The 14808-nt window shown below is 38.5% G+C and carries 19 protein-coding genes; 8 read left to right on the top strand and 11 right to left on the bottom strand.

Going from position 1 to position 14808, the window contains the following annotated elements:
• Positions 1 to 119: 119 nt before the first annotated feature.
• Positions 120 to 491, bottom strand: a complete 372-nt coding sequence (gene rbp / locus P1K33_RS09590; RefSeq protein ID WP_284652736.1) for an RNA-binding regulator — start codon at positions 489 to 491, stop codon at positions 120 to 122.
• A gap of 129 nt (positions 492 to 620) precedes the next feature.
• Positions 621 to 1376 (bottom strand): DUF6252 domain-containing protein, encoded by a 756-nt coding sequence (locus P1K33_RS09585; RefSeq protein WP_284652735.1) that lies wholly within the window; start codon positions 1374 to 1376, stop codon positions 621 to 623.
• A 199-nt stretch (positions 1377 to 1575) separates the two neighbouring features.
• On the opposite strand from P1K33_RS09585, the gene P1K33_RS09580 reads away from it, so the two are divergent.
• From P1K33_RS09580 to P1K33_RS09550, 7 genes are all read left to right on the top strand, one after another.
• Entirely contained in the window at positions 1576 to 2229 is a 654-nt protein-coding gene (locus tag P1K33_RS09580) for a 30S ribosomal protein S16 (protein ID WP_284652734.1), read from the top strand.
• A gap of 14 nt (positions 2230 to 2243) precedes the next feature.
• Positions 2244 to 2768 (top strand): ribosome maturation factor RimM, encoded by a 525-nt coding sequence (gene rimM / locus P1K33_RS09575; RefSeq protein WP_284652733.1) that lies wholly within the window; start codon positions 2244 to 2246, stop codon positions 2766 to 2768.
• A 139-nt stretch (positions 2769 to 2907) separates the two neighbouring features.
• Complete coding sequence (locus tag P1K33_RS09570; protein WP_284652732.1) at positions 2908 to 3597, top strand: tRNA1(Val) (adenine(37)-N6)-methyltransferase; 690 nt, start codon at positions 2908 to 2910, stop codon at positions 3595 to 3597.
• A 103-nt stretch (positions 3598 to 3700) separates the two neighbouring features.
• A complete protein-coding gene (locus tag P1K33_RS09565) occupies positions 3701 to 4435 on the top strand; it encodes a BamP family beta-assembly machinery protein (protein ID WP_284652731.1) in 735 nt (244 codons plus the stop codon).
• Between the two features lie 166 nt (positions 4436 to 4601).
• On the top strand, positions 4602 to 5780 hold the full coding sequence (locus P1K33_RS09560; RefSeq protein ID WP_284652730.1) for an acyl-CoA dehydrogenase family protein: 1179 nt from the start codon (positions 4602 to 4604) through the stop codon (positions 5778 to 5780).
• Between the two features lie 122 nt (positions 5781 to 5902).
• Positions 5903 to 6685, top strand: a complete 783-nt coding sequence (locus tag P1K33_RS09555; protein WP_284652729.1) for a DUF3050 domain-containing protein — start codon at positions 5903 to 5905, stop codon at positions 6683 to 6685.
• A 47-nt stretch (positions 6686 to 6732) separates the two neighbouring features.
• A complete protein-coding gene (locus P1K33_RS09550) occupies positions 6733 to 7440 on the top strand; it encodes an SGNH/GDSL hydrolase family protein (protein WP_284652728.1) in 708 nt (235 codons plus the stop codon).
• Here the strand turns inward: P1K33_RS09550 and P1K33_RS09545 are convergent, their stop codons facing one another.
• The 9 genes from P1K33_RS09545 to trmB all read right to left on the bottom strand — a co-directional run bounded on the left by P1K33_RS09545 (position 7441) and on the right by trmB (position 13861).
• Positions 7441 to 7773, bottom strand: a complete 333-nt coding sequence (locus P1K33_RS09545) for a 2Fe-2S iron-sulfur cluster-binding family protein (protein ID WP_284652727.1) — start codon at positions 7771 to 7773, stop codon at positions 7441 to 7443.
• Between the two features lie 6 nt (positions 7774 to 7779).
• The gene (locus P1K33_RS09540) at positions 7780 to 8343 is read right to left on the bottom strand and encodes a ferritin family protein (protein ID WP_284652726.1); all 564 of its coding nucleotides are present in this window, start codon (positions 8341 to 8343) and stop codon (positions 7780 to 7782) included.
• Complete coding sequence (locus P1K33_RS09535) at positions 8344 to 9396, bottom strand: NAD(P)/FAD-dependent oxidoreductase (RefSeq protein WP_284652725.1); 1053 nt, start codon at positions 9394 to 9396, stop codon at positions 8344 to 8346. It abuts the gene before it with no gap.
• An 85-nt stretch (positions 9397 to 9481) separates the two neighbouring features.
• Positions 9482 to 10681, bottom strand: a complete 1200-nt coding sequence (locus tag P1K33_RS09530; protein WP_284652724.1) for a porin family protein — start codon at positions 10679 to 10681, stop codon at positions 9482 to 9484.
• Positions 10682 to 10685: 4 nt separating this feature from the next.
• On the bottom strand, positions 10686 to 10925 hold the full coding sequence (locus P1K33_RS09525) for a NifU family protein (protein WP_284652723.1): 240 nt from the start codon (positions 10923 to 10925) through the stop codon (positions 10686 to 10688).
• A gap of 1 nt (position 10926) precedes the next feature.
• Positions 10927 to 12063: an Mrp/NBP35 family ATP-binding protein gene (locus P1K33_RS09520; protein ID WP_284652722.1), complete on the bottom strand. Its 1137-nt coding sequence runs from the start codon at positions 12061 to 12063 to the stop codon at positions 10927 to 10929.
• Between the two features lie 168 nt (positions 12064 to 12231).
• Positions 12232 to 12558, bottom strand: a complete 327-nt coding sequence (locus P1K33_RS09515; RefSeq protein WP_284652721.1) for an MGMT family protein — start codon at positions 12556 to 12558, stop codon at positions 12232 to 12234.
• Between the two features lies 1 nt (position 12559).
• Entirely contained in the window at positions 12560 to 13186 is a 627-nt protein-coding gene (locus P1K33_RS09510; RefSeq protein ID WP_284652720.1) for a lysine transporter LysE, read from the bottom strand.
• Positions 13187 to 13861: a tRNA (guanosine(46)-N7)-methyltransferase TrmB gene (gene trmB / locus P1K33_RS09505; protein ID WP_284652905.1), complete on the bottom strand. Its 675-nt coding sequence runs from the start codon at positions 13859 to 13861 to the stop codon at positions 13187 to 13189.
• Between the two features lie 118 nt (positions 13862 to 13979).
• Between trmB and P1K33_RS09500 the strand changes: the two genes are divergently transcribed.
• On the top strand, positions 13980 to 14801 hold the full coding sequence (locus P1K33_RS09500) for a UDP-2,3-diacylglucosamine diphosphatase (protein WP_284652719.1): 822 nt from the start codon (positions 13980 to 13982) through the stop codon (positions 14799 to 14801).
• Positions 14802 to 14808: the final 7 nt, after the last annotated feature.

The following is a 14808-nucleotide window of genomic DNA, read 5'->3' as shown; positions in this document are numbered from 1 at the left end:
AATTCTAACTCTTCAAAAATACATTTTCAATGGTTAGAAATCAATTTTAGTTATCAACAAAAAACAAAAAAAGCCAACTCAAATGAGTTGGCTTTTTAAATATCTATAAAGAATGTAGATTAGTATCTTCCTCTATTTCCACCGCTGTTTCCACCACTGTAGCTTCCGCCACCACGTGAGTTTCCACCGCCATTATATCCACCACTACCACCTGAACGGTTGTTGTTAAAAGATCTTCTTTCGCCTTCCGGTTTCGGTTCTGATTTGTTAACTACAATCGTACGACCGTCAACAGTAGCACCATTTAATTCCTGAATTGCTTTTTCAGCTTCTGTGTCATTTTCCATTTCCACAAAACCAAAGCCTTTACTTCTTCCAGTAAATTTATCAGTAATAATTTTTACGGAATTAACCGTACCATAAACCCCGAAAGATTCTCTTAAATCTGCTTCGTCAATACTAAACGGAAGACTCCCAACAAAAATGTTCATATTTTATATTTAAAATTCAGCTACAAAGGTAACCTAAATAAAACGTAAACGGCTATAAATTCGGACTTTATTACAAATAAATAAAAAAGCCATCCGAAGATGGCTTATGTATTGCAAATTAATTGATTCTTAAAGAGATGGATAAATTGGAATCTTATAAAACTTCCCGTATTGGAAATTCAAAATCGATCCTCCTAAAGGGTTGTTATTGGTGTTTGTCGCATTGAATTTAAACTTCCCTGTTACCGTCATATTTACCTGATCATATTCTTCAATTAAGATTTCTCCATTGCTGTTCTGAGTACTTAATACTCTAAGTTGACAATTAACATTTCCTAACGAAACAGTAACAACATCTCCAGGCACATAATCATTACCTCTTGCGGTTACCCTGACAACCGAAGTGACAACACCGGCGCTATTAGCCACTACAGCAACTGTCAATCCAGAACCCGAACCTCCGGTTGTATTGTGTGAAGAATCACAGGTATATTGCCCGTTGGTTTGAAGATCACAATCTGAAGTATAGCCTGTTCCACCATTGATTATCTCAACATTGTAAACCGGTCCGGAAATAGGCGTTGTAGCATATTCAAGCTCTACATCATTGATGTTAGATGAAAACGTAGCAAAATTATACGGATTAGTCGTGCCCAAAAGATAAGTCCCCGGATAGGCACTACTGGCATTCAATGTTAAAGTTTCATAAGCGGTCAATGCTTCAACCGATAAACGACCTGTCGATGAAACATAAGCTCTTGCGTCATTGGCCGTCCAGAGCATGTCGTCTTTTAAACCCTGGAAACCCGGATCATTAAATTTAACGTCTTCCTGACAAGAGGAAATTGCTATCGCAACTAAAATTAGGGACAAAAATCTTTTCATTTTTTCAATGTATTTCTCCACAAAAATAACTTTTTAATATAAAAATGCTAATTAAATTTGAAAAAAATAACGTTAAAATTAGACATAACAAGAACTTAGCCCTAAAAATATAATTTTCAATTAGTTTGTTTGCAAAAAATAACTATCTTTGCGCCCTTAAATAACCGAGGTCGAGTACCTCAAATTAATCAAAAAGATTATGTCAGTAAAAATTAGATTACAAAGACACGGTAAAAAACAAAAACCTTTTTACTGGATCGTAGCCGCTGATGCTAGATCAAAAAGAGATGGTAAATACCTAGAAAAATTAGGAACTTACAATCCAAACACAAACCCTGCAACTATTGATTTAAACATTGACCAAGCGGTTCAATGGTTACACAATGGTGCTCAACCAACAGATACTGCAAGAGCTATCCTTTCTTACAAAGGTGCCTTAATGAAACACCACCTTGATGGAGGAGTTCGTAAAGGAGCTTTAACGCAAGAGCAAGCTGATGCTAAATTGGCTAAATGGTTAGAAGAAAAAGCAGGTAAAGTAACCGCTAAAAAAGAAGGTTTATCAAAAGCACAAGAAGCTGCTAGAGTTAAAGCTTTAAAAGCAGAAAAAGAAGCCAATGACAAACGTGCTGCTGCCGCTGTTGAAGCTGCAAAAGTAGAAGAAGTTGCTGAAGAGGCAGCTGAAGAAGTTGTTGCTGAAACTGCTGTTGAGGAAACTCCTGCTGTTGAAGAAACTGTTGCTGAAGTAGCTGTAGAGGAAACTCCTGCTGCTGAGGAAGCTGTTGCTGAAGAAGCTCCGGCTACTGAAGAAGCACCTGCTGCTGAGGAAACCAGCGAAGAAACAGAAGCTTAATACTTCAGGCAATTATGCGTAAAGAAGATTGTTTCTATTTAGGTAAAATTGCCAAAAAGTTTAGTTTCAAAGGGGAAGTTCTGATCTATTTAGATACTGACGAACCCGAGTTATATGAAAATATGGAATCGGTATTTGTTGAATTCAACAAAAATCTGGTTCCATTTTTTATTGAAAATAGTGCCCTGCACAAAAATGACTTTCTTCGCGTACAATTCGAAGATGTTGACTCCGAAGAAGAAGCGGATAAGTTAATCGGTTGCGAAATTTATCTTCCTTTATCGATGTTGCCAAAACTGTCCGGCAACAAATTCTATTTCCATGAAGTAATTGGTTTCGAAATTGAAGACAAACGCCTTGGTGTTTTTGGAAAAATAGTTTCCATCAATGATACTTCAGCCCAACCTCTATTTGAAGTCGTAAATGGTTCCGTTGAAATTCTTGTACCCATGATTGATCAGTTTTTGGTGAAAATCGACAGAGAAAATAAAAAAGTCGTGATGGATTTACCGGAAGGCTTGGTTGAAATGTATTTATAGATTTTTGGACAAGCTGCGCTTTTAGATTGTTAGAAACGCTTCGCTTTAGAAAAAAATTTAAGAAGTCTAATAATCTAAGAAGTCCAAGGTGTCTCAATTCCAATTCAAAAAATTTACCGTTAAACAAGACCGTTGCGCCATGAAAGTAGGCACAGATGGTGTTTTGCTTGGCGCGTGGACATCAATAGAAAATCATCCTTTTTCGGTCTTGGATATTGGCGCCGGAACGGGAATTTTGGCTTTGATGTTGGCTCAAAGAAGTAATGCCGAACAAATCGACGCACTCGAAATTGACGAAAATGCATTCGAACAATGTGTGGACAATTTTGAAAACTCGCCTTGGTCTGACCGATTGTATTGCTATCACGCCGGCTTGGATGAGTTTATGGAAGAACCCGAAGACGACCCGAGCGATAGCGAACTGGCGCAGCAATACGATTTGATTATTTCGAATCCGCCGTTTTATAGCGAAGATTATAAAACCGAAAGCGAAGAAAGAGATATGGCGCGTTTTCAGGACGCTTTGCCTTTTGAGGATTTGATCGAAGCGGCTTCAGTCCTGCTTTCTGAAAACGGAATCTTCTCGGTCATCATTCCGTATAAGGAAGAAGCAAAATTTATCTTTTTGGCTAAAGAATGCAATTTGTTTCCTTTTAAGATTACCCGTGTCAAAGGCACGCCAACTACCGAAATCAAACGCAGTTTATTGGCTTTTTCATTTGTTGAAACTAAAAAAGTCGCGATTGACGAACTCATCATCGAAACCGCGAGACACCAATACACTGAAGACTACATTGCCCTGACCAAAGATTTTTACATGAAGATGTAATGCTTCGCCTACTGTTTTAAAAAAATCACAATTAACAATTCTTTATTACTAAGCGAATTTGAATTCTATAATTTAGAACTCAATATCCTAAACGCCTTTAGTATTGAAGCCATTTTTCCTCTTTTTTTTATTCTTTTTTAATGGTGCTATTGGCTTTGCCCAAAGTGAAAAAATCATTCACGGTAAAATTCTATTTGGCGAAAAAGCATTGTCTGCTATCGATATTGTTAATCTCAATTCGAGGGAAAGTACGATTACAGATAAGGATGGTCATTTTAGCATTAACGCTAAAATCAAGGACACCCTTTTCATTATCTCCAAAGAATACAACGACCGAAGAATCGCTTTGACAAAAGAACTATTAGACCAAAAAAACCTCATTCTCTATTTGGAAAAAAAACCGATTGAATTGGACGAAGTGGGTATTGTCGGGATAAAAAATCAGAAAATAACCATACAACAAGCCGATTTGGATAAAATTAAATTGGAAAAACAAGCCCGAACACTCAAAGTGCCTAATGTTTATACCGGTGAAATAGAAAACGGTGTTGATTTCATACGATTGGGAAAAGATATTATCGGATTATTCAAAAACAAAGACAAAGACAAATCCCAAAAACCACTTCCTCCTATCTCCTTCAGAGATTATCTCACTACCCATTTTGATACGAATTTTTATACCCAAAAACTCAAACTCAAACCAGAAGAAATAAGTTTGTTCATTTCCTTCTGTGAAGCCGACCCAAAAGCCAAAATCATTTCACAGCATCAGGATATATTAGAAGCCACCGGTTTTTTGATTTCGAAAAAAGAAGAGTTCCAAAAACTCGAGCGTTAATTTCAAGCCGACTAAACTTAGCCCAGATAGTAGCGGCATCCTTTTTCTCTGAAAAAGATAGAGCGAATAGCTGGAAAAAGCTCCAAAAATTATAACTATTGTTAATTGAGTTTTTGATTAAGATTATGTAGCTTTGCAAACGTTTTCGTAAACCAAATTAAAGACTATGCGACCAGATTTATTTCAAGCTCCAGATTATTATTTATTGGATGATTTACTAACCGAAGAGCACAAATTAGTGCGTGATTCAGCGCGTGCGTGGGTGAAACGCGAAGTGTCTCCAATCATCGAAGAATATGCACAACGCGCGGAATTCCCAACACAAATCATCAAAGGTTTGGGCGAAATTGGCGGATTTGGACCTTATATTCCGGAGGAATATGGCGGTGCCGGTTTAGACCAAATTTCGTATGGTTTAATCATGCAGGAGATCGAAAGAGGTGATTCGGGTGTGCGTTCTACATCATCAGTACAATCGTCTTTGGTAATGTATCCTATCTGGAAATTCGGAACGGAAGAACAACGTCAAAAATACTTGCCAAAATTAGCCACAGGTGAAATGATGGGCTGTTTTGGATTGACCGAACCTGATTTTGGTTCGAATCCAAGCGGCATGGTAACCAACTTCAAAGACATGGGCGACCATTATTTGTTGAACGGTGCCAAAATGTGGATTTCCAATGCGCCATTTGCAGACATTGCTGTGGTTTGGGCCAAAGATGAATCAGGAAGAATCCACGGATTAATCGTAGAAAGAGGCATGGAAGGTTTCACCACACCGGAAACCCATAACAAATGGTCACTTCGCGCTTCGGCCACAGGTGAATTGATTTTTGACAACGTAAAAGTGCCAAAAGAAAATTTGATGCCAGGCAAATCAGGTCTTGGTGCGCCAATGATGTGTTTGGATTCAGCTCGTTACGGAATCGCCTGGGGCGCTATCGGTGCAGCCATGGATTGTTACGACACCGCTTTGCGTTATGCTAAGGAAAGAGTACAATTTGACAAACCAATCGCGGGAACGCAATTGCAACAAAAGAAATTGGCCGAAATGATTACCGAAATCACCAAAGCACAATTATTGACCTGGAGATTGGGTGTTTTGAGAAACGAAGGCAAAGCCACTACAGCGCAAATCTCAATGGCGAAAAGAAACAACGTGAACATGGCAGTTGAAATCGCCCGCGAGGCCCGTCAGATTTTAGGCGGAATGGGAATCACCGGAGAATATTCAATCATGCGTCACATGATGAACTTAGAAAGTGTACTGACTTATGAAGGAACACACGATATTCACTTGTTGATTACCGGTGCGGACATCACAGGCATTCCGGCTTTCAAATAAAAAGATTAAACAATAAATAAAATTGATACAAAATGCTTCTCTTTTTCGGGAAGCATTTTTACATTTGTGAGGTATTGAAAAACACAATAGTGACACAATACGTAAATACCCTAAAAAAAGCTATGACAATCTCTACTATCAATAAAAAAATACAACCACAGAAAGACATTTTACTGCAACATCCGTTATACGAAAAAGTAAAAACCATTGACGACTTGCGCAAATTCCTCGAAAACCATGTGTATGCCGTATGGGATTTTATGTCGCTGTTAAAGGCATTGCAAAGCAAATTAACCTGTACGACCACGCCTTGGTTTGCTTCAGCAAATCCGGAAACGAGATATTTAATCAACGAAATTGTTTTGGCAGAAGAAAGCGATCTGACTCTGGACGGGAAGCGTTTGAGCCATTTCGAAATGTATGTCGAAGCCATGCAAAGTTGTGGCGCGGCAACCTCAGAATTGGAAGCTTTTCTGCAGAATGTTGTAGAAACCAAAAACGTTTTTATTGCCATCAAAAAAAGTGATTTACACCCCGAAGTAAAAGCATTTCTCGACTTTACTTTCCGCGTCATCGAAGAAGGAAAAGTGCACAAAATTGCGGCTGCGTTTACCTTTGGCAGAGAAGATCTGATTCCGAATATGTTTACCGAAATCCTGAAAAGTTTCCAGCAGAATTTCCCCGATGTAGATTTGACTAAATTGATTTACTATTTCGAAAGACACATCGAATTGGATGCCGATGAACACGGTCCGATGGCGATGCAGATGATTACCGAATTGTGCCAGGACGATACCCAAAAATGGAAAGAAGTGGAAGAAGTTTCCTTTTTGGCGTTGGAGAAAAGAATCGGACTCTGGAATGCTATCGAAGAAAAAATTGAAGCCAATTTAGCCTTGGTCTAAACCTAAAGCAGTTGCTTTACCGTAAATGCATGTATTAAAAATGACTTATGAAATACATTGCTAAAATATTGTTTTTGTTCTGTTTGATCTTATCGTTCATCAGTTGTAATTCTGACGTTGATGATGGCGATTTGGTGCCGGTAAATTACAAATACCTGGCCTTAGGCGACAGCTATACTTATGGTCAAAATGTTTGTGTCGATTGCCGTTTTCCCGAACAACTCAAAGACAGTGTTCTTAACTATTTGAATTTTGAAGACACTTTTAGCATCAAGCTAATTGCCCAAACCGGCTGGACGACTACCGATTTAAAATCAGCAATAGCCATCGAACCTTTGGCGAATGATTATGATTTGGTAACACTTTTAATTGGCGTCAACAATCAGTACCAAAACAAACCTTTTAGTTTATACGAACAGGAATTTGTGGAATTGGTCGAAACGGCGATAGCCCGAGGCAAAGGCGACAAAAACAACCTGATAGTCGTTTCCATTCCCGATTATGCCTATACGCCTTATGGTCAAGGCACAGGAAATCCTTCGGCTATTTCAGCAGAACTGGACACTTATAATGCCTTTGCTGAAAATTATTGTATAACCAACGGCATTACTTTTATCAACATCACTGATATCACGCGATTGGGATTGGCGCAACCCGAATTGGTAGCGACAGATGGCTTGCATCCGTCAACTATCGCTTATACTAAATTTGTGGAAAGAATTTTGCCTTTCGCCAGAATTAAATTAGGATTGTAATTAAGCCTCTGGAGCCAATTCTATTTCGAGTCCGTTAAGTTCTTCGGTGATGTGGATTTGACAACCCAAACGGCTATTATCCTTGACATTAAACGCTTCCCAAAGCATAGCCTCTTCATCGGCACTTTTTTCGGGCAACGGAAAATCATTGAGAACATAACACTGACAGGAAGCACACATCGCCATTCCGCCACAAATCCCAATCGTTCCTTCGGGCGCCAATTCATAGGCCCGAACCAATTCCATGATATTCATGTTCATATCGGTTGGTGCTTGCACTTCGTGAGCAATGCCTTCTCGGTCAGTGATGGTTATGGTAACGTCGTTTGCCATGTCAATTTATTTTTTGCAATATTGATTGGATTGTTCTACCGGGTATTTTTTATCTAAGTCGATATCATTAAAGCCTTTGCCTGTTCCCCATGAAAAAAGCTTTTCAAAAAAAGGAAGCAGTTTGCTGTCTTTTATTTTATCCAAAAAGTAGATTTCGTGTTCTTTTTCTTTGATGCCCATTTCATACAACACTTGATTATATTTGGTAATGCCTAATGAATTAAAGAAATGCATCATTCGGAAGTATTCACAAACGTTGCCGCTTTCCAATCTTCCGGCGAAATAGAATGGCATAAACCAACCGATGACATAACAACTTCTCGAAATCACTTTCCCGATGAGATGAAACTTAAACTCATACCATTTGGAAACGGAAATCCCAAAATCGTTCATGATTTCCAGTACTTCTTTTCTGTGGTTCCATTCATCGATTTCGATTTGGTGAATGGCTGTCTTTTGCGTCTTATCTTTCACTGAACCGGCATGGCCCTGATAAGCAAAAGCGGCTGCTTTCTCAGCAGAATAGGCTTTTTTTAAAAGGTCAACTAATTCAGGATGGTTTAACTGCATTTAATCTATGGCTTTAACGACTGCTTTTTCGGCTTCTTTTCTGGTTCCGTCGAATCCATCAATTCCGGAAACCGTGGTATATTTCAACACATACTTTTTCCCCGGATTCAATCGGTTGTAAACGCTTTGGCACATTAAAGTCGCTTCGTGGAAACCACACAAGATCAATTTTAATTTGCCCGGATAAATATTCACATCGCCAATGGCGTAAATCCCTTCGATGTTGGTTTGATAATCTAAGGCGTTGTTGACTTTAATCGCATTCTTTTCGATTTCCAATCCCCAATTGGCGATGGCGCCCAGTTTTGGTGTCAATCCGAAAAGCGGAATAAAATAATCGGTTTTAATGTTTCGGTGCGCACCATTTTCATCTATGTCAATAGACTCCAAATGTTCGGCACCATTTAATCCGATAACTTCTGCCGGTGTGATTAATTTTATTTTGCCTGAGTGTTTTAATTCCTGTACTTTTTCTACCGAATCCAGTGCACCACGGAACTCATTCCTGCGGTGGATCAAGGTTACGGAGGAAGCCACATCGGAAAGGAAAATACTCCAGTCGAGCGCAGAATCACCACCGCCGGCAATCACGATTTTCTTATCGCGGAATAATTCGGGATCTTTTACAAAATACTCTACGCCTTTTTCTTCGTAAAAAGCAATGTCTTCAATGATAGGTTTTCGCGGTTCAAAGGTTCCCAATCCGCCGGCAATTGCAATGGCTTTAGCATGGTGCTTTGTGCCTTTATTGGTTGTGACAATAAAAGTACCGTCTTCTAATTTGTCTATGTTTTCGGCTGTTTCGCCTAAAGTAAATCCGGGTTGGAATTGTTTGATTTGTTCCATTAAATTGGTCACCAAATCACCAGCCAATACTTCGGGATAGCCCGGAATATCATAAATGGGTTTTTTGGGATATAATTCTGCCAACTGTCCACCGGGTTGTGGCAAAGCATCAATTATGTGGCATTTAAGCTTTAATAATCCGGCTTCAAAAACAGTAAAAAGTCCTGTTGGCCCAGCACCGATTATAAGTATATCTGTTTCAATCATTTTTTGAGGTTCTAAGTTTCAGAGTCCAAAGTTGCAAAGCTGCAAAGTCTTAGACCATGATTTTTATCATTTAAATCCTTTATTTCTAAAGAAATTTGTAGGCTAACATAATTCCGACCGTGCTGAACTTGGATCTGGCACTACTGCTTTTGAACAAATTATTAACCACTTCATATCGCAATTCTAAAATATATTTTTTGTCATAGGCATAACCCAATCCTAATGCTGCTTGAGAAATCCTATTAACAACATCCAAATCCTGGGTTGCATTGCTGTAATTTAAAGTGGAATTCATAGCAAACTTATAGGTTAAATAACCGCTTAGATAGAGATTCGATTTAGAGGCTATTCCAAAATACCTGCGCAATCCGATAGACAAATCAACCGATTTGTAATTCAGTTCAGCAGTATAATCATTCACATAATCAAAATAATACGAATTGGAATATTGTTGATAACCCACTTCAACAAGCGCTGACCATCTTTTAAATTTTTCGGAAAAATTAATTTCACTTTCAACAGCTACTTCTAAGCTCGTTTTCTTTGAGAAATCTGCAGTATGACCGTCATAATTTATATAAAAATCCGAAATTCCTATCCCGGCTTTAGCGTACAACTCAAGGGTATTGTGTTTCTTTGCCCCGGAAGTTTTTTTGGTCACATCACCCGAACAAACATTATATTTTATAAAAAGCTTTGTCATGCTCGTTTCAATATACTCGAGTCTCTCTATTTCATTTTGAGTAATTGATTCACATTTCAAATCATTCAAAAGCTCTTGTCTGTAAGTTCTATTGGTTCGATAATCTCCCGCTTGCTGATCATAATAAACTTTATAAGAAAGCGGATGAATTAAATTTTCATCTTTACTGTAAAAAAATCGTAAATAATTGTCTGTTTTGTAGCTGTACAATGTTGCTTTACCTTCAACAATAACCCTGAGCAGTAATACATCGTCAACAAAATTTGTAGCCTTTATCGTGGAGGCATCGGCAATAGCATCACTCGACTTGTCAATCTTAACAGTTACCTTTTTGAATGTATATTCTTCACCTACGCTAAACTCCTGAAAGTCATCAAGCTTCATCGTATTTGAAGATGAATTCTCATCAGTCTTATATTCAAATTCTTTTGGGTTAAAGTCCCATTCCAAATTCTTTATTAAGCATTCGGTTTTTTTATTGTTATTATCGATAAAATATCCTTTTTCATATCGGCTGATTTGTGAAAACAGATCATTACAACACAAGATGATTACGATTACAAAGATGATTTTAAATTTCATATCTTTAATTAACGTTTTCTACTGTTTCTATTTGTGGTGCATACTTCTTAATGGTAGTTTCGACACCGGCTTTCATAGTGCTGATGCTCAAACTACATGAAGTACAGGCTCCCTGAAGACGCACTTTTACATGTTTCTCATCTTCAATAGAAACCAAACTGATATCACCTCCATCCGAATTCAGGAATGGCCTGATTTCATCGAGTGCTTTTTCAATGTTTAAAATCAATTCTTCGTTAGTCATCTTATTTTCCTTTAACGGCAGAACAGCCCGCCATGGTTGTTATTTTGATTGCTTCGGTTGGTGGCAAACTTTCGTTTCTGTTTACCGTTTCCTGCACTACATTTCGCGTAATTTCCTCAAAAACCCTTTCGATTACCGAGGCGGTTTGCAAGGCTGCCGGACGGCCATAATCGCCTGCTTCGCGGATGCTTTGCACCAATGGCACTTCACCTAGGAAAGGCACTTGTAAATCTTCCGCCAGGTTTTTGGCACCTTCTTTTCCGAAGATGTAATATTTGTTGTTTGGCAGTTCCTCCGGAGTGAAATAGGCCATATTTTCTATGATTCCCAATACCGGAACATTGATACTGTCGGACAAGAACATCGATACTCCTTTTTTGGCATCCGCCAAAGCCACAGCTTGTGGTGTACTTACGACAACCGCACCAGTGATTGGCAAAGACTGCATAATGGACAAGTGAATGTCTCCGGTTCCCGGTGGCAAATCGATAAGCATAAAATCCAATTCGCCCCAAGCGGCATCAAATATCATTTGGTTCAACGCTTTCGAAGCCATTGGTCCACGCCAAATCACCGCCTGACTCGGAGAAGTAAAGAATCCGATGGAAAGCAATTTGATTTCGTAGCTTTCGATTGGTTTCATTTTGGATTTGCCATCAACCTCAATCGAGATTGGTTTTTCGTTTTCCACGTCGAACATAATCGGCATTGATGGTCCGTAAATATCGGCATCCAGGATTCCGACTTTAAAACCCATTTTGGCCAAAGTCACCGCTAAATTAGCAGTCACTGTTGATTTTCCTACGCCACCTTTTCCTGAAGCTACGGCAATGATATTGCTGATGCCCGGAATGGCTTTGCCTTTGATTTCGTTAGGGTTTTGTGTTGATGTTTCTACTTTGATGTTCACTTTTACGTCAGCATCAGGAGAGAATTTCTCGTGGATTAATTTTTTGATGTCGTCTTCTGCACGTTTCTTGATGTGCATCGCCGGCGTTGAGATTACTAAATCAACTACGACTTCGTTGCCAAAGGTCAGTACGTTTTTCACGGCACCGCTCTCGACCATATTTTTTCCTTCACCGGCTATCGAAATGGTTTCTAAAGCCGATAAGATTTCTTTTCTGTCTAATTTCATCTTGTATGTTTGCGGCTCACCCTGAAAAGGTTACCGTTTTTTGTTATATTTATTTAAACTGATTTTAGATTGCAAAGATAACTTGAAAATAGTTAAAAGAGAAAAGGGAAAAGGGAAAAGTTTTTGATGGTTGGATAATTACAATTTATAACTGCCTACTGCTACTGATTACTGCTGACTAATCTCAGGCTGCCAAAAATATTGTTCAAAATTGACAATTTGATTGTCAACGACTTCTACACCTTCGTTTTCGAGGAGTTGCTGCATTAAGTTGGTTCCGTCAAAATGGTGTTTCCCCGAAAGCACTCCAATTCTATTCACGACTCTATGCGCCGGAACATCATCCCTGCCGTGACAGGCGTTCATGGCCCAACCGACCATTCGTGCAGAACGAGCGGTGCCTAAAGCCTTGGCAATGGCGCCATAAGAAGTGACTTTTCCTTCCGGAATCTGGCGCGCAATGGCGTAAACTCTTTCAAAGAAATTCTCTTCCATATTAATGATAAAGTAATTTAATTAGGGTAACAATCGTCATAAAAGTAGTGACTGAACCCATGACAATATTGATGTTCTGCATCAGGAATTCGGTCTTTTTTTCAATCTTTTTAAAGGCGACGATATAGAGGTAGAAAACACTGAACGAACCCAAAACCACGCCAATAACAAAAGAAAAAACCGGAATCTTATCAAAGCTGAAATAACCCGCCGCTGCCAAACCCATACTGGCAAAGACATAAAACGGAATCGGGATTAAATTGATCATCGACAACAACATTCCAAAAAAGAAACGATTGGATTTTCCTTTGACAATACGGTCTGCTTTAAGCTTTTTGGGTTTTTTGGCAATCCAGAAAAAATAAATACTCAAACCAGAAAAAATAAAGATGCCTATTTCCTGTAACGTCGTTACAATTTCATCGTGATTACTGATAAACCGGGCGAACATTACGGCAATAAAAGTCTGAAAAAAAACGATGGTTGAAGCACCTGCCGCAAAACTTAGCGCTTCATTTCTACTCTCCTGCAAACTGATTTTAGCTGCCGTCATATTGATTAAACCCGGAAGTACAACCGCCAAAAACGAAATGCAAAAACCCAAGACAAGAGGCAGAATAAAAGTCATCTATTTGATTTTGAAACGAATATACGTAATTGCTTTGTTGATTTCCAAATATTGTTTTTCGTAAAATGTTTGGATCCCAATTACTTCATCCGGCGCGCCTTCATTTTTGTAAACATTGTGGTTGGCATACAACACTTCGTGCCCTTCACCATGCAATAATCCAAGCGTATAACCGTGCATAAATTCACTGTCGGTTTTTAAGTTCACCACACCATCAGGTTTCAAAATTCTTTTGTACAATTTCAAAAAATCACTGTTGGTCATTCTGTGCTTGGTGCGTTTGTATTTGATTTGCGGATCAGGGAATGTAATCCAGATTTCGGACACTTCATGAGCGGCAAAAATCCCTTCAATTAATTCGATTTGTGTGCGGACAAAAGCCACATTGTGCATACCGTCTTCTACCGCAGTTTTGGCACCACGCCAAAATCTTGCCCCTTTGATATCGATGCCTATGAAGTTTTTATCGGGATAACGTTCGGCCAAACCCACAGAATATTCGCCTTTACCACAACCCAATTCGATGATGATCGGATGGTCATTTTTGAAGAAATCACTATTCCATTTGCCTTTTAGCGGAAATTGACCGCCTACTACTTCTTCTCTGGTTGGTTGGAAAACGTTTTGAAAGGTTTCGTTTTCCTTAAATCGTTTTAATTTATTCTTACTGCCCACAAACTTTAATTTTTTTGCCAAAATTACGGAAATAAAAGTCAGCACAAATAAAGTTTTGTTAATGTTTAAGTAACCTTACTGTTGCCGAAATTTCCTTGCTTTGACAAACACATTTATTTTGAAAAAAAGAAAAGTAGAAGTTGTTGTCATTTCCGATGTTCATTTAGGAACTTATGGTTGCCATGCTAAGGAATTATTGGATTATTTGTCTTCGGTTAAGCCCAAAACATTAATCCTGAACGGCGACATCATTGACATTTGGCAATTCAGAAAGTCTTATTTTCCGGCTTCGCACCTCAAAGTCATCAAGAAAATCATTTCGTTGAGTTCCAAAGGCACCAAAATTTATTACCTCACCGGAAACCACGATGAGTTCTTGAGAAAGTTTACCGATTTACATCTTGGAAATTTAAGCCTGCTCAACAAACTGGTCCTAAATTTAGATGGCAAAAAGGCTTGGATTTTTCATGGTGATGTTTTTGATGCATCCATCAATCATGCCAAATGGTTAGCCAAACTGGGTGGTTGGGGTTATGACCTGCTGATTTTAATCAATCGCTTTTTGAATTGGATTTTGGCCAAATGCAACAAAGAACCTTATTCTTTGTCAAAAAAAATAAAAGACAACGTAAAATCGGCGGTGAAATTTATCACTAATTTTGAAAATGTTTGTACCGAATTGGCCATAGAAAACCATTACGATTATGTAATTTGCGGTCACATTCACGAGCCGAAAATCACTGAGATAAAAACCGAAAAAGGAAATACAACCTATTTGAATTCGGGGGATTGGATAGAAAACCTGACGGCTCTGGAATACAACAATAAAAAATGGAAACTTCATACTCACAATCCGAATGAGTCTTTTTTGGAAGATGAACCTCATTTTGAATATGAAGACAAATTAGCCGAACAATTTATCAGCATTTTGAATAAATAATAAAAAA

Source organism: Flavobacterium terrisoli (assembly GCF_030167905.1).
GTDB classification, from domain to species: domain Bacteria; phylum Bacteroidota; class Bacteroidia; order Flavobacteriales; family Flavobacteriaceae; genus Flavobacterium; species Flavobacterium terrisoli.
Note: the sequence above shows the minus strand (reverse complement) of the source record. Positions and strands in the feature narration are given on the sequence as shown.

Bases quoted from the DNA above. Each gene is read 5' to 3' on its own strand.
- P1K33_RS09550 (WP_284652728.1), top strand. From the start codon at position 6,733: ATGAAATACATTGCTAAAATATTGTTTTTGTTCTGTTTGATCTTATCG.
- P1K33_RS09520 (WP_284652722.1), bottom strand. From the start codon at position 12,063: ATGAAATTAGACAGAAAAGAAATCTTATCGGCTTTAGAAACCATTTCG.
- P1K33_RS09585 (WP_284652735.1), bottom strand. From the start codon at position 1,376: ATGAAAAGATTTTTGTCCCTAATTTTAGTTGCGATAGCAATTTCCTCT.
- P1K33_RS09580 (WP_284652734.1), top strand. From the start codon at position 1,576: ATGTCAGTAAAAATTAGATTACAAAGACACGGTAAAAAACAAAAACCT.
- P1K33_RS09540 (WP_284652726.1), bottom strand. From the start codon at position 8,343: ATGCAGTTAAACCATCCTGAATTAGTTGACCTTTTAAAAAAAGCCTAT.
- rbp (WP_284652736.1), bottom strand. From the start codon at position 491: ATGAACATTTTTGTTGGGAGTCTTCCGTTTAGTATTGACGAAGCAGAT.
- P1K33_RS09555 (WP_284652729.1), top strand. From the start codon at position 5,903: ATGACAATCTCTACTATCAATAAAAAAATACAACCACAGAAAGACATT.
- P1K33_RS09530 (WP_284652724.1), bottom strand. From the start codon at position 10,681: ATGAAATTTAAAATCATCTTTGTAATCGTAATCATCTTGTGTTGTAAT.
- P1K33_RS09570 (WP_284652732.1), top strand. From the start codon at position 2,908: ATGAAAGTAGGCACAGATGGTGTTTTGCTTGGCGCGTGGACATCAATA.
- P1K33_RS09545 (WP_284652727.1), bottom strand. From the start codon at position 7,773: ATGGCAAACGACGTTACCATAACCATCACTGACCGAGAAGGCATTGCT.
- rimM (WP_284652733.1), top strand. From the start codon at position 2,244: ATGCGTAAAGAAGATTGTTTCTATTTAGGTAAAATTGCCAAAAAGTTT.
- P1K33_RS09515 (WP_284652721.1), bottom strand. From the start codon at position 12,558: ATGGAAGAGAATTTCTTTGAAAGAGTTTACGCCATTGCGCGCCAGATT.
- P1K33_RS09525 (WP_284652723.1), bottom strand. From the start codon at position 10,925: ATGACTAACGAAGAATTGATTTTAAACATTGAAAAAGCACTCGATGAA.
- P1K33_RS09560 (WP_284652730.1), top strand. From the start codon at position 4,602: ATGCGACCAGATTTATTTCAAGCTCCAGATTATTATTTATTGGATGAT.
- P1K33_RS09535 (WP_284652725.1), bottom strand. From the start codon at position 9,396: ATGATTGAAACAGATATACTTATAATCGGTGCTGGGCCAACAGGACTT.
- P1K33_RS09510 (WP_284652720.1), bottom strand. From the start codon at position 13,186: ATGACTTTTATTCTGCCTCTTGTCTTGGGTTTTTGCATTTCGTTTTTG.